Here is a 14,122-nt window from a genome sequence, read left to right as displayed (position 1 = left end):
GTTAGATATGCATCCTTTGGTCGCGACCGCCAGCGCAAAAGCGTTCATCCCGGCACGCTAGCGCGACTTCCTGTCATTTTCACCCATTGCGATGTTTCATCCCATGGATTTCAACAGGCTAAGCGCTTATTTTCGGAAAACAGAGTCAATTGAGGCATCGATATGAAGCAGATTGAAGTAGCCGTCATCGGTGGTGGTTTGGCCGGCATGATCACCGCCTTCGCGCTTGCGCGTGGCGGCAGATCTGTCGCTCTCGTTGCTGCACCGCACAATAAAGCGGACAAGCGGACTACGGCGCTCATGGATCAATCGATCCGCTTTCTCGAACGCCTGACCTTGTGGGAGAAGATCGCGCCTTCGACTGCAGCATTGAAGACCATGCGGATCATCGATGGGACTTCGAGGCTGCTGCGAGCGCCGACCGTTTCCTTCCGCGCATCCGAAATCGGCCTCGATGCCTTCGGCTATAACATCCCGAACTCGGTCTTGCTGAACGGTTTGGCCGAGGCTATTGCGTCCGAAGGCAACATCACGCGGATCGAAGCCACCGCGTCCAGCATCAGATTCCACGACAACGGTGCGGCGATTGCGCTCGACAACGGCGAAGAGATCGACGCCGCATTCGTCGTCGGTAGCGACGGGCGCAATTCGATGGTGCGCGAAACCCTGGGCATCAAGGTCAAGGGATGGTCCTATCCGCAATCGGCGATGGTTCTGAATTTCGAACATTCGCTGCCGCATCAGAATATCTCGACGGAGTTTCACACGGAAAGCGGTCCTTTCACGCAAGTGCCGCTGCCCGGCAAACGGTCCAGTCTCGTCTGGGTGCAAAAGCCGGCAGAGGCAGCCGTCAACGCGGAAAAATCGCTGGAAGAACTGGGGCAGCTGGTCGAAGATCGCATGCAATCGATGCTGGGCCGGGTGACGATCGAGGACAATGTGCAGGTCTGGCCATTGTCGGGCATGACGGCACATCACTTCGGCAAGGGCCGTGCCGCCTTGATCGGCGAGGCCGCGCACGTCTTTCCTCCCATAGGCGCGCAGGGGCTGAACCTGAGCCTGCGAGACATACTGGTTCTCTCCGACATCCTGTGTGCCCACTCCGATCAACCGATCGCCGCATCGGCTGGCGATAGTTTTGACCGGAAGAGACGCACCGACATCATCAGCCGCACAGCCAGCGTCGACCTCCTCAATCGTTCGCTCCTTTCGGATTTCCTGCCGGTGCAGATGCTGCGCGCGGCAGGCTTGCATGTGTTGTCCGCCGTGGCGCCGCTCAGAAATATCGTGATGCGTGAGGGGATCGAGCCTGGCGGCAGCCTGCGCAGCTTTCCCTCGATGTTAAGGGAAAAGCTGCGCCGGTAGCATTCCGGTTCTCATCGCATAAAGCACCAGCGAAACCGTCACCACGGAGCATGCCGTGGTGATCAGGATTGTCGCGGAAGCCCGCTCCTGCCAGACACCATATTGCTGCCCGATGACGAAGACATTCGTCGCCGTAGGCAACGCTGCCATCAGAACAGCCGCCTCGATCCAGATCGGATCGAAGCCGCCGACAGACTGCAGCACGATATAGACGAGCAGCGGATGTAAAATCAGCTTTGCCGGGACGATGTAGCCGACTTCGACGGGGATCCGTTTGAGGGGACGCAGGGCAAGCGTCACGCCCATGGCAAACAACGCGCACGGCGCTGCCGCCTGTGCAAGATAATTGACGAAGCGCGTGAAGGCTTCCGGCTGAGGGAGAGAAAGAGCAGCAACAAGGAAGCCGAGTGCAGTCGACAAAATAAAGGGATGCAGCAGCACTTTGCGGGCAATATCCGCCGCAACCCGCCAGGCGGATCGCTTGTCGCCACCCTCCAGCGCCATCAGAGCCGGCGCGACGATAAAGTGCAGCGAGTTTTCGAAGCAGACAATCAACGCAACCGGAACGGCGGCTCTTTCTCCCAATGCCAGCAGCGCCAGTCCAGGGCCCATGTAGCCGATGTTGCCATAAGCGCCGGCGAAGGCCTGGATCGTGCTATCGGCCAGCGAATTGCGGCGCAGGAAACGACCGACGACAAACAGCGCCAGGAAAATCATATAGGTCGCGACGATATCGGTAACGATGAAATCGATGCGGGTGAGCTGTTCGATCGGCGTCTGCGACACCAGCTTGAAAAATAGCGCCGGCAAGGCGGCATAGATGATGAAGGTATTGAGCCATCCAAGCGCTTCGGCTGGCTGCCGGGTAACGCGAGCGGCGATATAACCGATCAGGATCAGGCCGAAAAATGGGAGCAGCAGACCGACGATATCAGACATGGGTGTGAGCCATCCTGAATGCTCCATTTTATCAGGGAAGATTGGGGGCGAGATATATCGCCCCGACTTAGCCGATTTTCATCAGGCCCGGCTTAGCCGATTTTCATCAGGATTGGAAAGGTCTGCTGAAACCATATGGCCATATCGCTGACATAGCCGAAAATGAAGGCAAGGCCCGTGAGCACCAGAAGGCCGCCCATGGCCTTTTCGACCGTACCGAGATGGCGGCGAAAGCGCGACAGAAAGCTCATGAAAGCGCCTGAGAAACCTGCGGCAATCCAGAACGGAACGGCCAGGCCCAACGAATAGACCGCCAGAAGCCCTGCGCCGGCGCCGACCGTCTCACGCGAGGCGGCGATGCCGAGGATCGCGCCGAGAACCGGCCCGATGCAAGGTGTCCAGCCAAAGGCAAAGGCGAGCCCCATAATATAGGCACCCGTCAGTGTCGCCGGTTTGCCGCTGCCCTGGAAGCGAGCCTCGCGCGCAAGAAGGCCGATGCGAAAGACGCCAAGGAAGTTCAGGCCCATGATGACGATGATAAGGCCGCCGATCTTACCGAGGATGTCCAGATGCTGACGCAACAGCAGACCGATGGACGATGCGCCGGCTCCCAGTGCAACGAATACTGTGGCAAAGCCCAGAGTAAAGAAAAGCGCCGAGATCAGCACATTGCCGCGAACGCTCGGCTTTTCAGCGACGGCCGCCCCACCATTGCGGAACTGTTCGACGGAAATGCCGGCCATGTAACAAAGATAGGGCGGCACGAGCGGCAATACGCACGGCGAGAGAAACGAAAGCGCCCCGGCAAGCAAGGCGCTCAGAATCGAAATATCGGCAAGCGACACGGTGAACTCCGGCTATGTCATTTCGCCTTTTCCTAACGTTGCGAAAGCCGGAAAGCCAATCACCTTTTCGCGGGTGGCAACCTGAACGCAAAGCAATCAGAGGCAGTCCCGTCCTTCCCGCTGCAAATGGGCCTATCCACATGCGCGACAAAACGCCGCACGGGAACCAAATGAAAGAATTCACTTTTCGCCCAATTCTCAGTCCAAGCTGCCCTCGTTCGTAGAACAACGTACATTCCACCTAAGCTTATTTAACGGAGGAAAGCCCCCATGAGAATTGCGACCATGTTCACGACTGCAGCCTTTGTAGCCCTCTTCAGCGTCAGCGCGATGGCCCAGACGGCAACCCCAAGCACGGACACCACCACAACGACACCAAGCGCAACGGCGCCGAGCACCACGACGACATCAACCAACTCGATGAAGTCTTCCACGATGAAGCCTAAGGCAGCGAAGCCGGCGCAGACCGCTGTATCCAAGGCGTGCTCGACTCAGGCCGACGCCAAGGGCCTGCATGGCAAAGCTCGCTCCAAGTTCCGGAGCGACTGCAAGAAGAACGGTGGCAAGGCGTAAGCGCTAAGACGCATATTTGAAAACGATCAACTTTGCCGTCTCATCGCCGGTAAAGTTGATCGACCTGATATTTGAGTGACGGTTATTTCACGGTAATCCCGATCGCATCTCCCAACGCAGCGATTAGGAGGGTCACCGGCCATGCGCCCGCATGTCGCCAGTGCGGAATCACAATCCGCTAGAAATCTGCCGCTGCGCGACCGAACACGAAATCCGCTTCCGTTCCATCCGTCAGCCGAACCCGGCCTGAGCCATCGATGCCATTCGCCTGTCTCGTTGCGATGACAAAGCCCTTGCGACCATCGGAGCATCGAACCGGCATGGAAATGGTTACGGACGTGTCGAACGCATCATAGGTGCCGGAACAATCGGTCTTTTTTCCCTTGAGCTTGCCGGAGACCTGAAAGCTTCCGCCGGACATCGACGCCGTGGATGTTCCGCGCATAACATCACCCTTGCCCGATATGACGGCAACCGGCACCGTCATCGCGCACGAAGCAAGAGACATCGCCGAAGCGGCGACGAACACAAATCCTGTCAATTTCATTGGATATCCCCCCTAAGACGGGGGACTTATGCACGCTGGGCGAGAGTGGTCAATAGAAGGAGTAGAGTGCCCTTCAGTCGGTCGCAAGCCGTCAAAGCCTACTCTCGCTTCGGCTCTCTCTCTTTGGTCTCCGGGTCGACCTTGCCATCGACAAGTCTGTTGCGCGGATCGGCAACAAGCGTGCTTTCCCCGTCAGGGTCAGCGCGATGATCGGGTTCATGCGCCCGACTATGCTGAATTTTTGCGAGGGGCTGGTTGCTTTCCTTTTCGCGACCGCGCTCGTCGGATTGATCGTTTGCCAATGTCGTTCTCCTATCGTCTGAAAAGAAAACACGGGCGAGCTCATTAGGTTCCTGACAAGCTTTTCGGGATCAAATAAGGCGCGAACAATGTCGGTTCATTTAACACCATAAAATAGTATCGGGCGCTGAAACTATCCGGATGATGGCCGCGTATAAGCTCCAAGTCATAAACCGGCATTCACAGAAATCGCCGGATTATTCACGATGTTCCCCGATGCCCGCACTGCATCGGAGACGGCGAAAACGGTTGCTTGATTATCGTTTTCGCAGCGTCCGGCGATGTGGGAACTCAACCTTCGCCCCCTCGTCGGACGCACTCTCTTCCCCCACAGCCACCACTATTCGCAAGACCGCCGCCGACAAAAAATAATTTGCCATGCTTTTAGCGACGTCGAATATTATAATACGACAATTGACTAAAGTTAGCGAGCAGCGGATATTTCAATTTCGCCGATTTGCGAGGACGTTGATCGTGACTTCGATCGAGAAGAGAAAGCTCTCAAGACTTATCATGCTTACTCTGTTGCCCGTCTTCGGTGGCCTGACGGCTGCTGCTGTCATTGCACTCTCGGCCATGGGGTAACTAAGTGGGCGCGGAACAGCGCAACCACCCGCGCCTCCCGCGCAAAACGGGCAAAGCAATGAGCCCTGCCCTTGAGCATTATGAACAATCTGAGCTATCCACCGAGAAAGAATAGTCCTTCCCCTTGAGCTGATAAACATAATTAGCCAGGGACGCTTCTCCGGAAACAAACTTCGGCAGCAAGAAGCTGCATAGGTCCGGAAGCTGGGCGGATTTGACGAGCGGAGCGTCAAACCAATCGTCATCGAGATCCAGATCGTAAAAGTAGCTGTAGATATGATCCGTGAGATCTATTTTTGTCAGCGTGGTCTTTTGATCGATCTTCTTCGGCAGATCCTTATTGGCGAAAACCACGGGATACTGCTGCACCAAAACCGGGATCACAAACCTCTCGGTCACAGGCGTCGTCAATGCGATCGCGATCAGCGGCAACACACTCGGAGCGAACGCGAACCTCCTCCTGGCCACCATACCGAACAGGATGCCTAAAGCACCCAACAATCCGCAAACGATTGCGTAGATTTCCCATAACGAGAGTTCAGCCAAGGATTCCATCACGCACGTCCATCGTCTTCATCAACCGTCAAACCAGCGGTGGTCATTTTACTATCAGATCGATAGCTTTTGCCAGTCTGGAAGCCACTGGTAGACCGCTCATTTTTCCGTGACGGCGCTTTTGAAGACCATAGCGTCTCGATGAGCTCTATATCGGCATGGGTTTCGTTCTGAAACGTCGGGATCGTCGCTTGAGCGTATACGCAATCATCTAAACTCAGAGGCCGACATCGAAGGAATCAGAATGCGTGGTGAGCTGGAAGCGAAAGCCAACTGCAATCAGAGGCAGACGATATCGCAAAGGCGTTACCGCCTCACGAAGACTTTGCCTATTTAGGCAGGCCCGTTCGCGTCGAGAATTCAGCAATGGCGCTGATTGTAAGCCGCAGTATGGGCTGAGAAAAATTTTGCAAACCGACCCAGCGTGATCGAATGATCTAATACTTGATTAGTACAACAAAAACATATTGTTAAGGTGGTGAGAGCGATGGGATTCGAACCCATGACCTACTGATTAAAAGTCAGTTGCTCTACCGACTGAGCTACGCTCTCCCTTTCCGCGGGCATTTCCGCCCCGGCTGGAAGTGCGCGGAACATATGCAGACGCCTTATTGCGGTCAACCCATAAAATCATGGTTGTAGGGGCGTATGAGCGCTTTTCCTCAGCTTGAGGCGCCGAATTGAAGGACGGCTGCACCGGAAATTGGTCTTCTCCATCAAAAACTGAAGCCTCGTGGACCAACGAGGCAGAACTCTGCAAGACAAATGATTCTCGTTGCACCGCAACAGCCGTAATAATTTCCCTCAATAATCAGGATTGCCTTCGGCTGACGGTTCGGAATGCCGACTCTCAACAATTGGGGTACGAATCGTTTTTGGTGTATATCAACGTATGTGAACAACCCGCCCGAGTCTCAGGAGGACCTTATGGAAGTCGGTTGGATTGCAGCAATTATCATTGGTGGCCTTGCTGGCTGGTTCGCAGAAATGGTCATGAAGAGCAATACCGGCATCTTCATGAACATTGTTCTCGGTATTGTCGGAGCACTGGTTGCGAGTTGGCTGTTCAGGCAGGTTGGCTTTACGCTGCCCTTCAACAGCGCCTTGATCAACTATCTGATCACGGGCTTTATCGGTGCCTGCATCCTGATTTTCGTCGGTCGATTGATCAGACGTTAGCGGCAGTCATTCCATATTCGGGACGAGAAAGAGGAAGGCGGCGCACACCGCCTTCCTTTTTTGTTGCCTGGCGCGGCACCTATCTCACCGAAAAGAAAATCGAATACTCCCGCTCTGTAGAGGCGACAAACAGCAAAAAGACCAGAAATTTCAAACGCACAAAATCACGGCGAAACGGCTATAGCGGCCTTAGGGCCTTTCCAACCGCGTCCTCAGCGCTATCTATTGATACGGAACCGAAAGGAGGTTGGAGACATGACGGAAAACACCAATCGGATAGCCAATCGCAAGGTCATGCGCGGTCGCCCCTACAGCATTGTCGAGTTTGCGCGGAAATACCGCCTCGACGACGCTGAAGCCAGGCGCCTCTTTTACAAGTTTGGACCGTCTTCGACGGAGCTGGATTTGCTGATGGCCGCCAAGAGACGGCCGCCAACCCTTTCCGCCGCGATCGGGCAGTAGGCCCGGCCTATCTCCATCAATCTGTGAACATCGATCGGGATCGTCGTTACTCGGCGACGATCCGGATGAGAAATGCCGAATACCAAAAATGATCCGGCCTAGGGCTTGCGTTGATATATCACGCTTGGTTGTCTTCGAAGATGGCAGATGACACTCTGAAATCATGTCGAGCCCAATCGGACATACCTCTCAATGCAGAATTCGCTCAGCCATCTTGCCTATCTTGCGCTGGAATATGCGATCGTCACGCTCGAGTTGAAACCCGGTGCGCTTGTCACTGAAAAGCAGTTGATCGAGATGGCGGGGCATGGGCGCACGCCGGTCCGTGAAGCGATCCAGAAGCTTGCCTGGCAGGGACTGATCCACGTGCGGCCGCGCGTCGGGCTGCAGATCGCCCAGATAAGGCCGGAGGATCATCAATATGTCATGCAGGTGCGACGGGAACTCGAGCCGATCGCAGCCGCTCTTGCCGCAACACATGCCGACGCTGAGCAGCGCCGCGAGTTGCGGGAATGCGCGCGCGTGATGAGAGAATGCGCCGCAACCGCCGACCTGCCCGGCTTTTTTGCGGTCGACAAAGCCTTTGATGAGATTCTCGAAGCCGCCTGCCCCAACGATTTTATCACGGCGGCGCTTGGACCGGTGCAGACACATTCCCGCCGGCTCTGGTTTTCAACGGGAACGCATGATCGCATGGACCGATCGATCGCCATGCACATCCGGGCCATCGAAGCCATTTACGGCGCGAATTCCGCTGAGGCTGAGGCGGCAATGGCGGCATTGATTGACTACCTTGCAGGCGCATGAAAAAGGCGGCTTCGTTGCCGAAGCCGCCCATCATTCTATCAGTGGCAAATTCGCTTAACCGACGAAAGCGCGTTCGATGACGAACTCGGCCGGCTTGTTGTTGGCACCTTCGTTCAGGCCGGCCTTTTCAAGCAGACCCTTGGTGTCTTTCAGCATGGCGGAAGAGCCGCAGATCATGCCGCGATCGATCTCGGGGTCGAGCGGCGGCACGCCAATGTCTGTGAAAAACTTGCCATTCTCGATGAGGTCGGTGATGCGGCCCGTGAAAGGAAAATCTTCACGAGTAACAGTCGCGTAGTGACGCAGCTTGTCGCCGACCACTTCGCTCAACAGCTCGTCGTTGCGGATCTCCTCGACCAGATCGAAACCGTATTTCAGCTCGGCAACATCACGAGTGGTGTGCGTGAGGATGACTTCCTCGAACTTTTCATAGGTTTCCGGATCGCGGATCAGGCTCGCAAACGGCGCGATACCGGTGCCGGTCGAGAACATGTACAGGCGGCGGCCTGGTGTCAGCGCGTCCAGAACCAGCGTGCCGGTCGGCTTCTTGCGCATCAGCACCTCATCGCCGGGCTTGATGTTCTGGAGGTGCGAGGTCAGCGGACCATCCGGCACCTTGATGGAAAAGAACTCAAGCTCGTCGGCCCAGGCAGGACTTGCGATCGAATAGGCACGGTAAAGAGGCTTGCCTTCGACCATGAGGCCGATCATGGCGAACTCGCCCGAGCGGAAACGGAAGCCTTGCGGCCGTGTCATGGTAAAACGAAAGAGCCGGTCGGTATAATGCGTGACGCTCAACACCTTCTCGGCAAAAACGCCGGCCGGTACTGCTGAAGCGAACTCATCTGATTTTGCGGGTGCGTTCATTCTGTTTCGGATCCCGAATTAATCTTTCACGTCTTTCCTGGCAGGCTCATTGCGCGATGCTGATATTATAATATAGCCCTTATTGAAAGGCATTCCATTCCATCAGCTGCGACAGGACTGAAATATGCATATTTCAGTCAAGTTTCCAATGCGGCAACAGGTCATCTATCGATAGGCCTCAAAGCGGCAATCCGACACTTCCGAATTGCCGCAAGCGCAAGCCTTATCCCATCAAGCGGACTTTGCCGGCAAGCGCCGCCAGCTATACGTCTGTCCACCTTCGGCCGTACGGGCAGTCGGCTGATAATAGTGCGGAATACCTGGCAGTCGATTTTCCGAAAGTCTCTTCAGCGCTGTCTCATTCGTCACGGCGAAACTATCGATGCCGACACGCAGCATCAGCGGAATCTGGTCGATCAGCACGTCGCCGACCGCGCGTAACTCGCTGGTATAGCCCAGGCGCTGGCGAAGCAGTGACGCATGGCTGAAGGACCGTCCATCGCTGAACGCCGGGAAAGCGACAGCGACTATATCGAGGCGATCGAGATAGGGCTGCAGCCGGCTCACGTCGTCAGCCGGCTTGATGACGACGCCGAGACCGGCCTCGTTGCTTTCTTCTGCTTTCGCGATCAGCGCATCGAGGCCAAGCAGCGGCTTCTCAGTCTCGGTCGCCTTCACGTCGTCGGTCTCGATGACCCAAGGATCATTCTCCACAAAGCCGGTTTCCCGCCAGATCTTCGTCATAGTCGGTCTCCTTAAGCTGCTTCGGCCGACGAGGACGCGCCGTACAGCGCAGTCTTGAACGGCTGTGGCCCGACGCGACGGTAAGCAACGAGAAAGGTTTCGGAGGGATCAAGGCGAAGGCCGAGATAAGTGTCTACGATGGTATCGATAGCATCCGTAACTTTCTCAGGCTCGAAGCCGCGGCCGATGATCTCGCCGATCGAGGTATTTTCGTCGCCGGAGCCGCCAAGCGTAATCTGATAGAGCTCCGCGCCCTTCTTTTCGACGCCAAGCAGGCCGATGTGGCCGACGTGGTGATGCCCACAGGCATTGATGCAGCCGGAGATCTTGATCTTCAGCTCACCAATCTCAGCCTGCCGTTCAGCCGAGCCGAAGCGTCTGGAGATTTCCTGCGCGACCGGAATGGAGCGGGCATTGGCCAGCGCGCAATAGTCCAGACCGGGACAGGCAATGATATCTGTAATCAGGCCTGCATTGGCAGTTTCGAGACCAGCAGCGACAAGACCACGATAAACGGCTTCCAGGTCGGCAAGCGCCACATGCGGCAGGATAAGATTCTGCTCGTGGCTGACACGGATTTCGTCGAAAGCGTATTCCTCGGCGATATCGGCAACGACTTCCATCTGGGCATCCGATGCATCGCCTGGAATGCCGCCAATCGGCTTCAGCGAGATCGTCACCATGCCGTAGTCAGGGTTCTTATGCGGCTGAACGTTCTGCTGCACCCAGCGCGCAAAGTCCGGATCGGCCTTTTTCCAGCGCGCCAGGCTTTCCCAGCCTTCGGCACGTTGCGGCAACGCCGGCGGCGCGAAATAGGAAGAGATCGCCTGAACATCGCCTTCCGGCAGCTTCAGCTCTGTGTCTTTCAGCTTGTCGAACTCGACTTCGACCTGGCGTGCCAGCTCCTCAGCGCCGGTTTCATGCACCAGGATCTTGATGCGCGCCTTATACTTGTTGTCGCGACGGCCATGCAGGTTGTAAACGCGCATGATCGCCGTCGTGTAGGACAGGAGATCCTCTTCCGGCAGGAAGTCACGGATCAGCTTGGCAATGAGCGGCGTGCGGCCCTGCCCGCCCCCGACGTAAACGGCAAAGCCGATTTCGCCCTTGTCGTTCTTCTTCAGATGCAAACCGATATCATGCACCTGGATGGCGGCGCGGTCGCGCTCGGCACCGGTGACGGCGATCTTGAACTTACGCGGCAGGAACGAGAATTCCGGATGAACGGAGGACCACTGGCGCAGGATTTCGGCGTAAGGCCGGGGATCGGCGACTTCGTCGGCCGCAGCGCCGGCGAAATGATCTGCCGTCACGTTGCGAATGCAGTTGCCCGAAGTCTGGATCGCATGCATCTCGACGGAGGCGAGATCGGCGAGCGCGTCGGGCATCTCGGACAGTTTCGGCCAGTTGAACTGCAGGTTCTGACGGGTGGTGAAATGGCCATAGCCGCGGTCATATTTGCGGGCGACATGCGCCAGCATGCGCATCTGGCGCGAGCTCAGCGTGCCGTAGGGAATGGCAATGCGCAGCATGTAGGCGTGCAGCTGAAGATAAACGCCGTTCATCAGGCGCAGTGGCTTGAAGGCATCTTCGGAAAGCTCACCTGAGAGGCGCCGCTCCACCTGATCGCGGAACTGGGCAACCCGTTCCGCAACAAAGGCGTGGTCGAATTCATCGTAACGATACATGATTTCCTCGGGGCTTCTCAGACTGCAATGAAATCGGGATCGGCCGCGGCGTAGCCGGGCGCGTATTCCATGGTGGGGCCTTCGGCGCGGATGCGCTCGCGCAGGCGCAGCGGCCAAAGCTTGCCGCCGGTTTCCTGTACGTCGATCAGATTGACGTCCACGACCTTGTTGTCGGCATAGGCCTGCTTGCCGATCGCTTCCAGCGCCGCCTCGGCTTCGGCATGGCGTGCAACCAGCGCCTCCTGCAGCGACATCGTCCACTCACCATTTGCGTTCAGCCAAACGGCGACGCCATCGGTGAGCCGGTTTGCGGTCAAAACCTTGTCGACCATAAATCAGCTCCTTGCATAGTCTTGAGCAACGGTCTCGCGACGGACCAGAGGCTCGGATTGTTCGAAATTCGCACCGGCAACGGCGTCGCCGATAATCACCATCACCGGACCGCTGAGTTCATCGCGATGCTCAAGATCAGGCAGATCCCGCAGTATACCATGCATCAGGCGACGATCGCGACGGCTGGCATTTTCTATGATCGCAACGGTGGTTTCAGGCGGCAGACCCGCTTGCATCAGGCGACCGGCAACCGAGGCGGCAACCGTCCGTCCCATATAGACGGCAATCGTCGCGCCGGATACAGCCAGCCGTGCCCAATCGGGAAGAACATCGCCCGTCAGATCATGACCAGTCGTGAAGACCAGCGATGAGGCAACACCGCGCAGCGTCAGCGGCAGTTCGAAATCAGCAGCGGCCGCGAAGGCCGAGGTGATTCCCGGAACGATCTCATAGCCGATACCGGCAGCGCGCAAGGCCGCCATTTCTTCGCCGGCGCGGCCGTAAACCAGCGGATCGCCCGACTTCAGCCGCACAACGCGCTTGCCATTACGACCAAGCTGCACCAACAGATCGTTGATTTCTTCCTGCGACTTGCTGTGGCATCCCTTGCGTTTGCCGACCGACAGTCGCTCGGCGTCGCGGCGACCCATATCGACGATCGCCTGCGGCACAAGCGCATCATAGACGATGACGTCGGCTTCCATCATGACGCGCTGGGCACGCAGCGTCAGCAGATCTTCCGCGCCCGGGCCGGCGCCGACGAGCCAGACGCGGCCCTCGACCTCACGCGAGGACTGCAGCAACTCTTCGGCCGCCTGCTCCGCCTGCACGATATGGCCGGCATTGACGGCATCGGCGACAGGCCCTGAAAAGAACTGCCGCCAGAAGATGCGGCGGGCAACGCCGCGCGGCACGATGCGCTCTACGGGCTTGCGGAAACACGTCGCAAGCTCGGCCAGCTTGCCGAGCGACGGCGACAGCATCTGGTCGATCTGAGCGCGGATCATCTGCGCCAGCACCGGACCGGCACCCTCGGTACCGATGGCAACCGCAACAGGGGCGCGGTTGACGAGTGCCGGCGTGTAGAAATCACAATGATCCGGCTGATCGACGGCGTTTGCAGGAATTCGTTCTGCACGCGCGGCAGCGACGATCGTCCGATCCGCCTCGGCATCGCCAGTTGCAGCAAAAACCAATACGGCGCCTCTGACCTGCTCGGCCGAGAAGTCTCCCCGCACCATCTCGATGCGGTTGGCAATCAGAAAGGCATGATAGTCAGCCTCGGGCTTTTGCACATAGGCAAGGATCTTTGCCTGCGTGTTCATCAGCAGCCGCACCTTGGCAAAGGCTTCATCGCCATTGCCGAAGACAGCAGCAACCTTTCCTTCTACGCGAAAGAAGGCAGGAAACACCGAAAGCTGGTCAGTCTTGGGAGGCATCATCATTCCACTTCAAGGTTCGCCGAATATCGCCTTTGCGGCCAGGAGAATGAAGAAACAGAATTCTAATGCTCGGGCGAGCGCGTATTCTTTTGCTCGACATCTAGCGGATTTGAGCAAAACTCACCACGCAAGCAGATTGCAATAAATATATAAAATCTATAGACTTTTACGATTGAGCTGCCTTTGAAGGCTGCTTTATTGCTTGTGGCAAACATAGTCTTTAAGTTATTTCCACGTACCGCCGCATTTGCGATCCCGATAGACTGCAGCGAAAATCGCTGGAGAAAACCCTTGTCCGACAATAGCATCGCTGCACGCCTCCTCAACGTCGTCGAGCACGACATCCTGCCTCTGACCCGCAACGGCGTGGCCGCCGGCAACAAAGTTTTCGGCGCCGCCATCCTGCGCAAATCGGATCTTTCGCTCGTTATCGCAGAGACCAATAACGAGCTGGAAAACCCGCTCTGGCACGGCGAAGTTCACGCCCTGAAGCGCTTCTACGAGCTGGGCGAAAAGCCGGTGACCAAGGATCTTATTTTCCTGTCCACGCACGAACCTTGCACCATGTGTATGTCGGCAATCACCTGGGCCGGCTTCGACAATTTCTACTACTTCTTCAGCCACGAGGATTCTCGGGATGCTTTCGCCATTCCGCACGATCTCAAGATCCTGAAAGAGGTCTTCGGCCTGGAACCGGGTAGTTACCGCCGCCAGAACGCATTCTGGAACAGCTTTGCCATCGCCGATCTCGTGGAAACCGAAGAGGATAGGCGCAAAGGCGAGTTGAAGGATCAGACCGCGCGTATTAAGCAAGCCTATGCCGATCTCTCCGACAACTACCAGGCGTCGAAGGGTAGCAACGACATCCCGTTGAATTGACAGAACAAGACC

The 14,122-nt window shown here is 56.9% G+C and carries 16 protein-coding genes and 1 tRNA gene; 6 read left to right on the top strand and 11 right to left on the bottom strand.

Features of this window, described 5'->3' with window-relative positions; translation table 11 throughout:
• Window positions 1–162 precede the first annotated feature (162 nt).
• Window positions 163–1,365, top strand: coding sequence for a UbiH/UbiF family hydroxylase (locus HGP17_RS04180; RefSeq protein WP_168806195.1), 1,203 nt, complete (start codon window positions 163–165; stop codon window positions 1,363–1,365).
• Here the strand turns inward: HGP17_RS04180 and HGP17_RS04175 are convergent.
• On the bottom strand, window positions 1,342–2,304 hold the full coding sequence (locus HGP17_RS04175) for an AEC family transporter (protein ID WP_168806193.1): 963 nt from the start codon (window positions 2,302–2,304) through the stop codon (window positions 1,342–1,344). The two genes, HGP17_RS04180 and HGP17_RS04175, sit on opposite strands and share 24 nt — an antisense overlap.
• A 92-nt stretch (window positions 2,305–2,396) precedes the next feature.
• Window positions 2,397–3,149 carry a cytochrome c biogenesis CcdA family protein gene (locus HGP17_RS04170; RefSeq protein WP_168806191.1) on the bottom strand — a complete coding sequence of 251 codons (753 nt, stop codon included), beginning with the start codon at window positions 3,147–3,149 and terminating at the stop codon, window positions 2,397–2,399.
• Window positions 3,150–3,419: 270 nt separating this feature from the next.
• Between HGP17_RS04170 and HGP17_RS04165 the strand changes: the two genes are divergently transcribed.
• Window positions 3,420–3,722, top strand: a complete 303-nt coding sequence (locus tag HGP17_RS04165; RefSeq protein WP_168806189.1) for a PsiF family protein — start codon at window positions 3,420–3,422, stop codon at window positions 3,720–3,722.
• Between the two features lie 178 nt (window positions 3,723–3,900).
• Here HGP17_RS04165 and HGP17_RS04160 read toward each other — a convergent pair whose 3' ends face one another.
• From HGP17_RS04160 to HGP17_RS04145, 4 genes are all read right to left on the bottom strand, one after another.
• Window positions 3,901–4,269 carry a hypothetical protein gene (locus tag HGP17_RS04160; RefSeq protein WP_168806187.1) on the bottom strand — a complete coding sequence of 123 codons (369 nt, stop codon included), beginning with the start codon at window positions 4,267–4,269 and terminating at the stop codon, window positions 3,901–3,903.
• A 98-nt stretch (window positions 4,270–4,367) separates the two neighbouring features.
• Window positions 4,368–4,571: a hypothetical protein gene (locus tag HGP17_RS04155; protein WP_168806185.1), complete on the bottom strand. Its 204-nt coding sequence runs from the start codon at window positions 4,569–4,571 to the stop codon at window positions 4,368–4,370.
• 661 nt (window positions 4,572–5,232) lie between these two features.
• Window positions 5,233–5,709 (bottom strand): hypothetical protein, encoded by a 477-nt coding sequence (locus tag HGP17_RS04150; protein ID WP_205925786.1) that lies wholly within the window; start codon window positions 5,707–5,709, stop codon window positions 5,233–5,235.
• A gap of 476 nt (window positions 5,710–6,185) precedes the next feature.
• Window positions 6,186–6,261 (bottom strand) — tRNA-Lys (locus HGP17_RS04145).
• Window positions 6,262–6,636: 375 nt separating this feature from the next.
• Between HGP17_RS04145 and HGP17_RS04140 the strand changes: the two genes are divergently transcribed.
• The 3 genes from HGP17_RS04140 to HGP17_RS04130 all read left to right on the top strand — a co-directional run bounded on the left by HGP17_RS04140 (window position 6,637) and on the right by HGP17_RS04130 (window position 8,157).
• Entirely contained in the window at window positions 6,637–6,888 is a 252-nt protein-coding gene (locus HGP17_RS04140) for a GlsB/YeaQ/YmgE family stress response membrane protein (RefSeq protein WP_168806181.1), read from the top strand.
• Between the two features lie 255 nt (window positions 6,889–7,143).
• Entirely contained in the window at window positions 7,144–7,350 is a 207-nt protein-coding gene (locus HGP17_RS04135; protein WP_168806179.1) for a hypothetical protein, read from the top strand.
• A gap of 192 nt (window positions 7,351–7,542) precedes the next feature.
• Window positions 7,543–8,157 (top strand): GntR family transcriptional regulator, encoded by a 615-nt coding sequence (locus HGP17_RS04130; protein ID WP_168806177.1) that lies wholly within the window; start codon window positions 7,543–7,545, stop codon window positions 8,155–8,157.
• Between the two features lie 54 nt (window positions 8,158–8,211).
• Here HGP17_RS04130 and HGP17_RS04125 read toward each other — a convergent pair whose 3' ends face one another.
• The 5 genes from HGP17_RS04125 to cysG all read right to left on the bottom strand — a co-directional run bounded on the left by HGP17_RS04125 (window position 8,212) and on the right by cysG (window position 13,228).
• Window positions 8,212–9,024, bottom strand: a complete 813-nt coding sequence (locus HGP17_RS04125) for a ferredoxin--NADP reductase (RefSeq protein WP_168806175.1) — start codon at window positions 9,022–9,024, stop codon at window positions 8,212–8,214.
• Between the two features lie 231 nt (window positions 9,025–9,255).
• Entirely contained in the window at window positions 9,256–9,768 is a 513-nt protein-coding gene (locus HGP17_RS04120; RefSeq protein WP_168806173.1) for a DUF934 domain-containing protein, read from the bottom strand.
• An 11-nt stretch (window positions 9,769–9,779) separates the two neighbouring features.
• Window positions 9,780–11,456: a nitrite/sulfite reductase gene (locus HGP17_RS04115; protein WP_168806171.1), complete on the bottom strand. Its 1,677-nt coding sequence runs from the start codon at window positions 11,454–11,456 to the stop codon at window positions 9,780–9,782.
• Between the two features lie 17 nt (window positions 11,457–11,473).
• Window positions 11,474–11,788: a DUF2849 domain-containing protein gene (locus HGP17_RS04110; protein WP_168806169.1), complete on the bottom strand. Its 315-nt coding sequence runs from the start codon at window positions 11,786–11,788 to the stop codon at window positions 11,474–11,476.
• A 3-nt stretch (window positions 11,789–11,791) separates the two neighbouring features.
• Window positions 11,792–13,228: a siroheme synthase CysG gene (gene cysG, locus HGP17_RS04105; protein WP_168806167.1), complete on the bottom strand. Its 1,437-nt coding sequence runs from the start codon at window positions 13,226–13,228 to the stop codon at window positions 11,792–11,794.
• Window positions 13,229–13,522: 294 nt separating this feature from the next.
• On the opposite strand from cysG, the gene HGP17_RS04100 reads away from it, so the two are divergent.
• Window positions 13,523–14,110, top strand: a complete 588-nt coding sequence (locus HGP17_RS04100) for a nucleoside deaminase (protein ID WP_168806165.1) — start codon at window positions 13,523–13,525, stop codon at window positions 14,108–14,110.
• Window positions 14,111–14,122: the final 12 nt, after the last annotated feature.

This window comes from Rhizobium sp. P38BS-XIX, from assembly GCF_012641435.1.
In the GTDB taxonomy this organism is placed as follows: Bacteria; Pseudomonadota; Alphaproteobacteria; order Rhizobiales; family Rhizobiaceae; genus Rhizobium.
Note: the sequence above shows the minus strand (reverse complement) of the source record. Positions and strands in the feature narration are given on the sequence as shown.

Bases quoted from the DNA above. Each gene is read 5' to 3' on its own strand.
- HGP17_RS04150 (WP_205925786.1), bottom strand. From the start codon at position 5,709: ATGGAATCCTTGGCTGAACTCTCGTTATGGGAAATCTACGCAATCGTT.
- HGP17_RS04175 (WP_168806193.1), bottom strand. From the start codon at position 2,304: ATGTCTGATATCGTCGGTCTGCTGCTCCCATTTTTCGGCCTGATCCTG.
- HGP17_RS04110 (WP_168806169.1), bottom strand. From the start codon at position 11,788: ATGGTCGACAAGGTTTTGACCGCAAACCGGCTCACCGATGGCGTCGCC.
- HGP17_RS04125 (WP_168806175.1), bottom strand. From the start codon at position 9,024: ATGAACGCACCCGCAAAATCAGATGAGTTCGCTTCAGCAGTACCGGCC.
- HGP17_RS04165 (WP_168806189.1), top strand. From the start codon at position 3,420: ATGAGAATTGCGACCATGTTCACGACTGCAGCCTTTGTAGCCCTCTTC.
- HGP17_RS04130 (WP_168806177.1), top strand. From the start codon at position 7,543: ATGCAGAATTCGCTCAGCCATCTTGCCTATCTTGCGCTGGAATATGCG.
- HGP17_RS04160 (WP_168806187.1), bottom strand. From the start codon at position 4,269: ATGAAATTGACAGGATTTGTGTTCGTCGCCGCTTCGGCGATGTCTCTT.
- HGP17_RS04120 (WP_168806173.1), bottom strand. From the start codon at position 9,768: ATGACGAAGATCTGGCGGGAAACCGGCTTTGTGGAGAATGATCCTTGG.
- cysG (WP_168806167.1), bottom strand. From the start codon at position 13,228: ATGCCTCCCAAGACTGACCAGCTTTCGGTGTTTCCTGCCTTCTTTCGC.
- HGP17_RS04180 (WP_168806195.1), top strand. From the start codon at position 163: ATGAAGCAGATTGAAGTAGCCGTCATCGGTGGTGGTTTGGCCGGCATG.
- HGP17_RS04140 (WP_168806181.1), top strand. From the start codon at position 6,637: ATGGAAGTCGGTTGGATTGCAGCAATTATCATTGGTGGCCTTGCTGGC.
- HGP17_RS04135 (WP_168806179.1), top strand. From the start codon at position 7,144: ATGACGGAAAACACCAATCGGATAGCCAATCGCAAGGTCATGCGCGGT.
- HGP17_RS04115 (WP_168806171.1), bottom strand. From the start codon at position 11,456: ATGTATCGTTACGATGAATTCGACCACGCCTTTGTTGCGGAACGGGTT.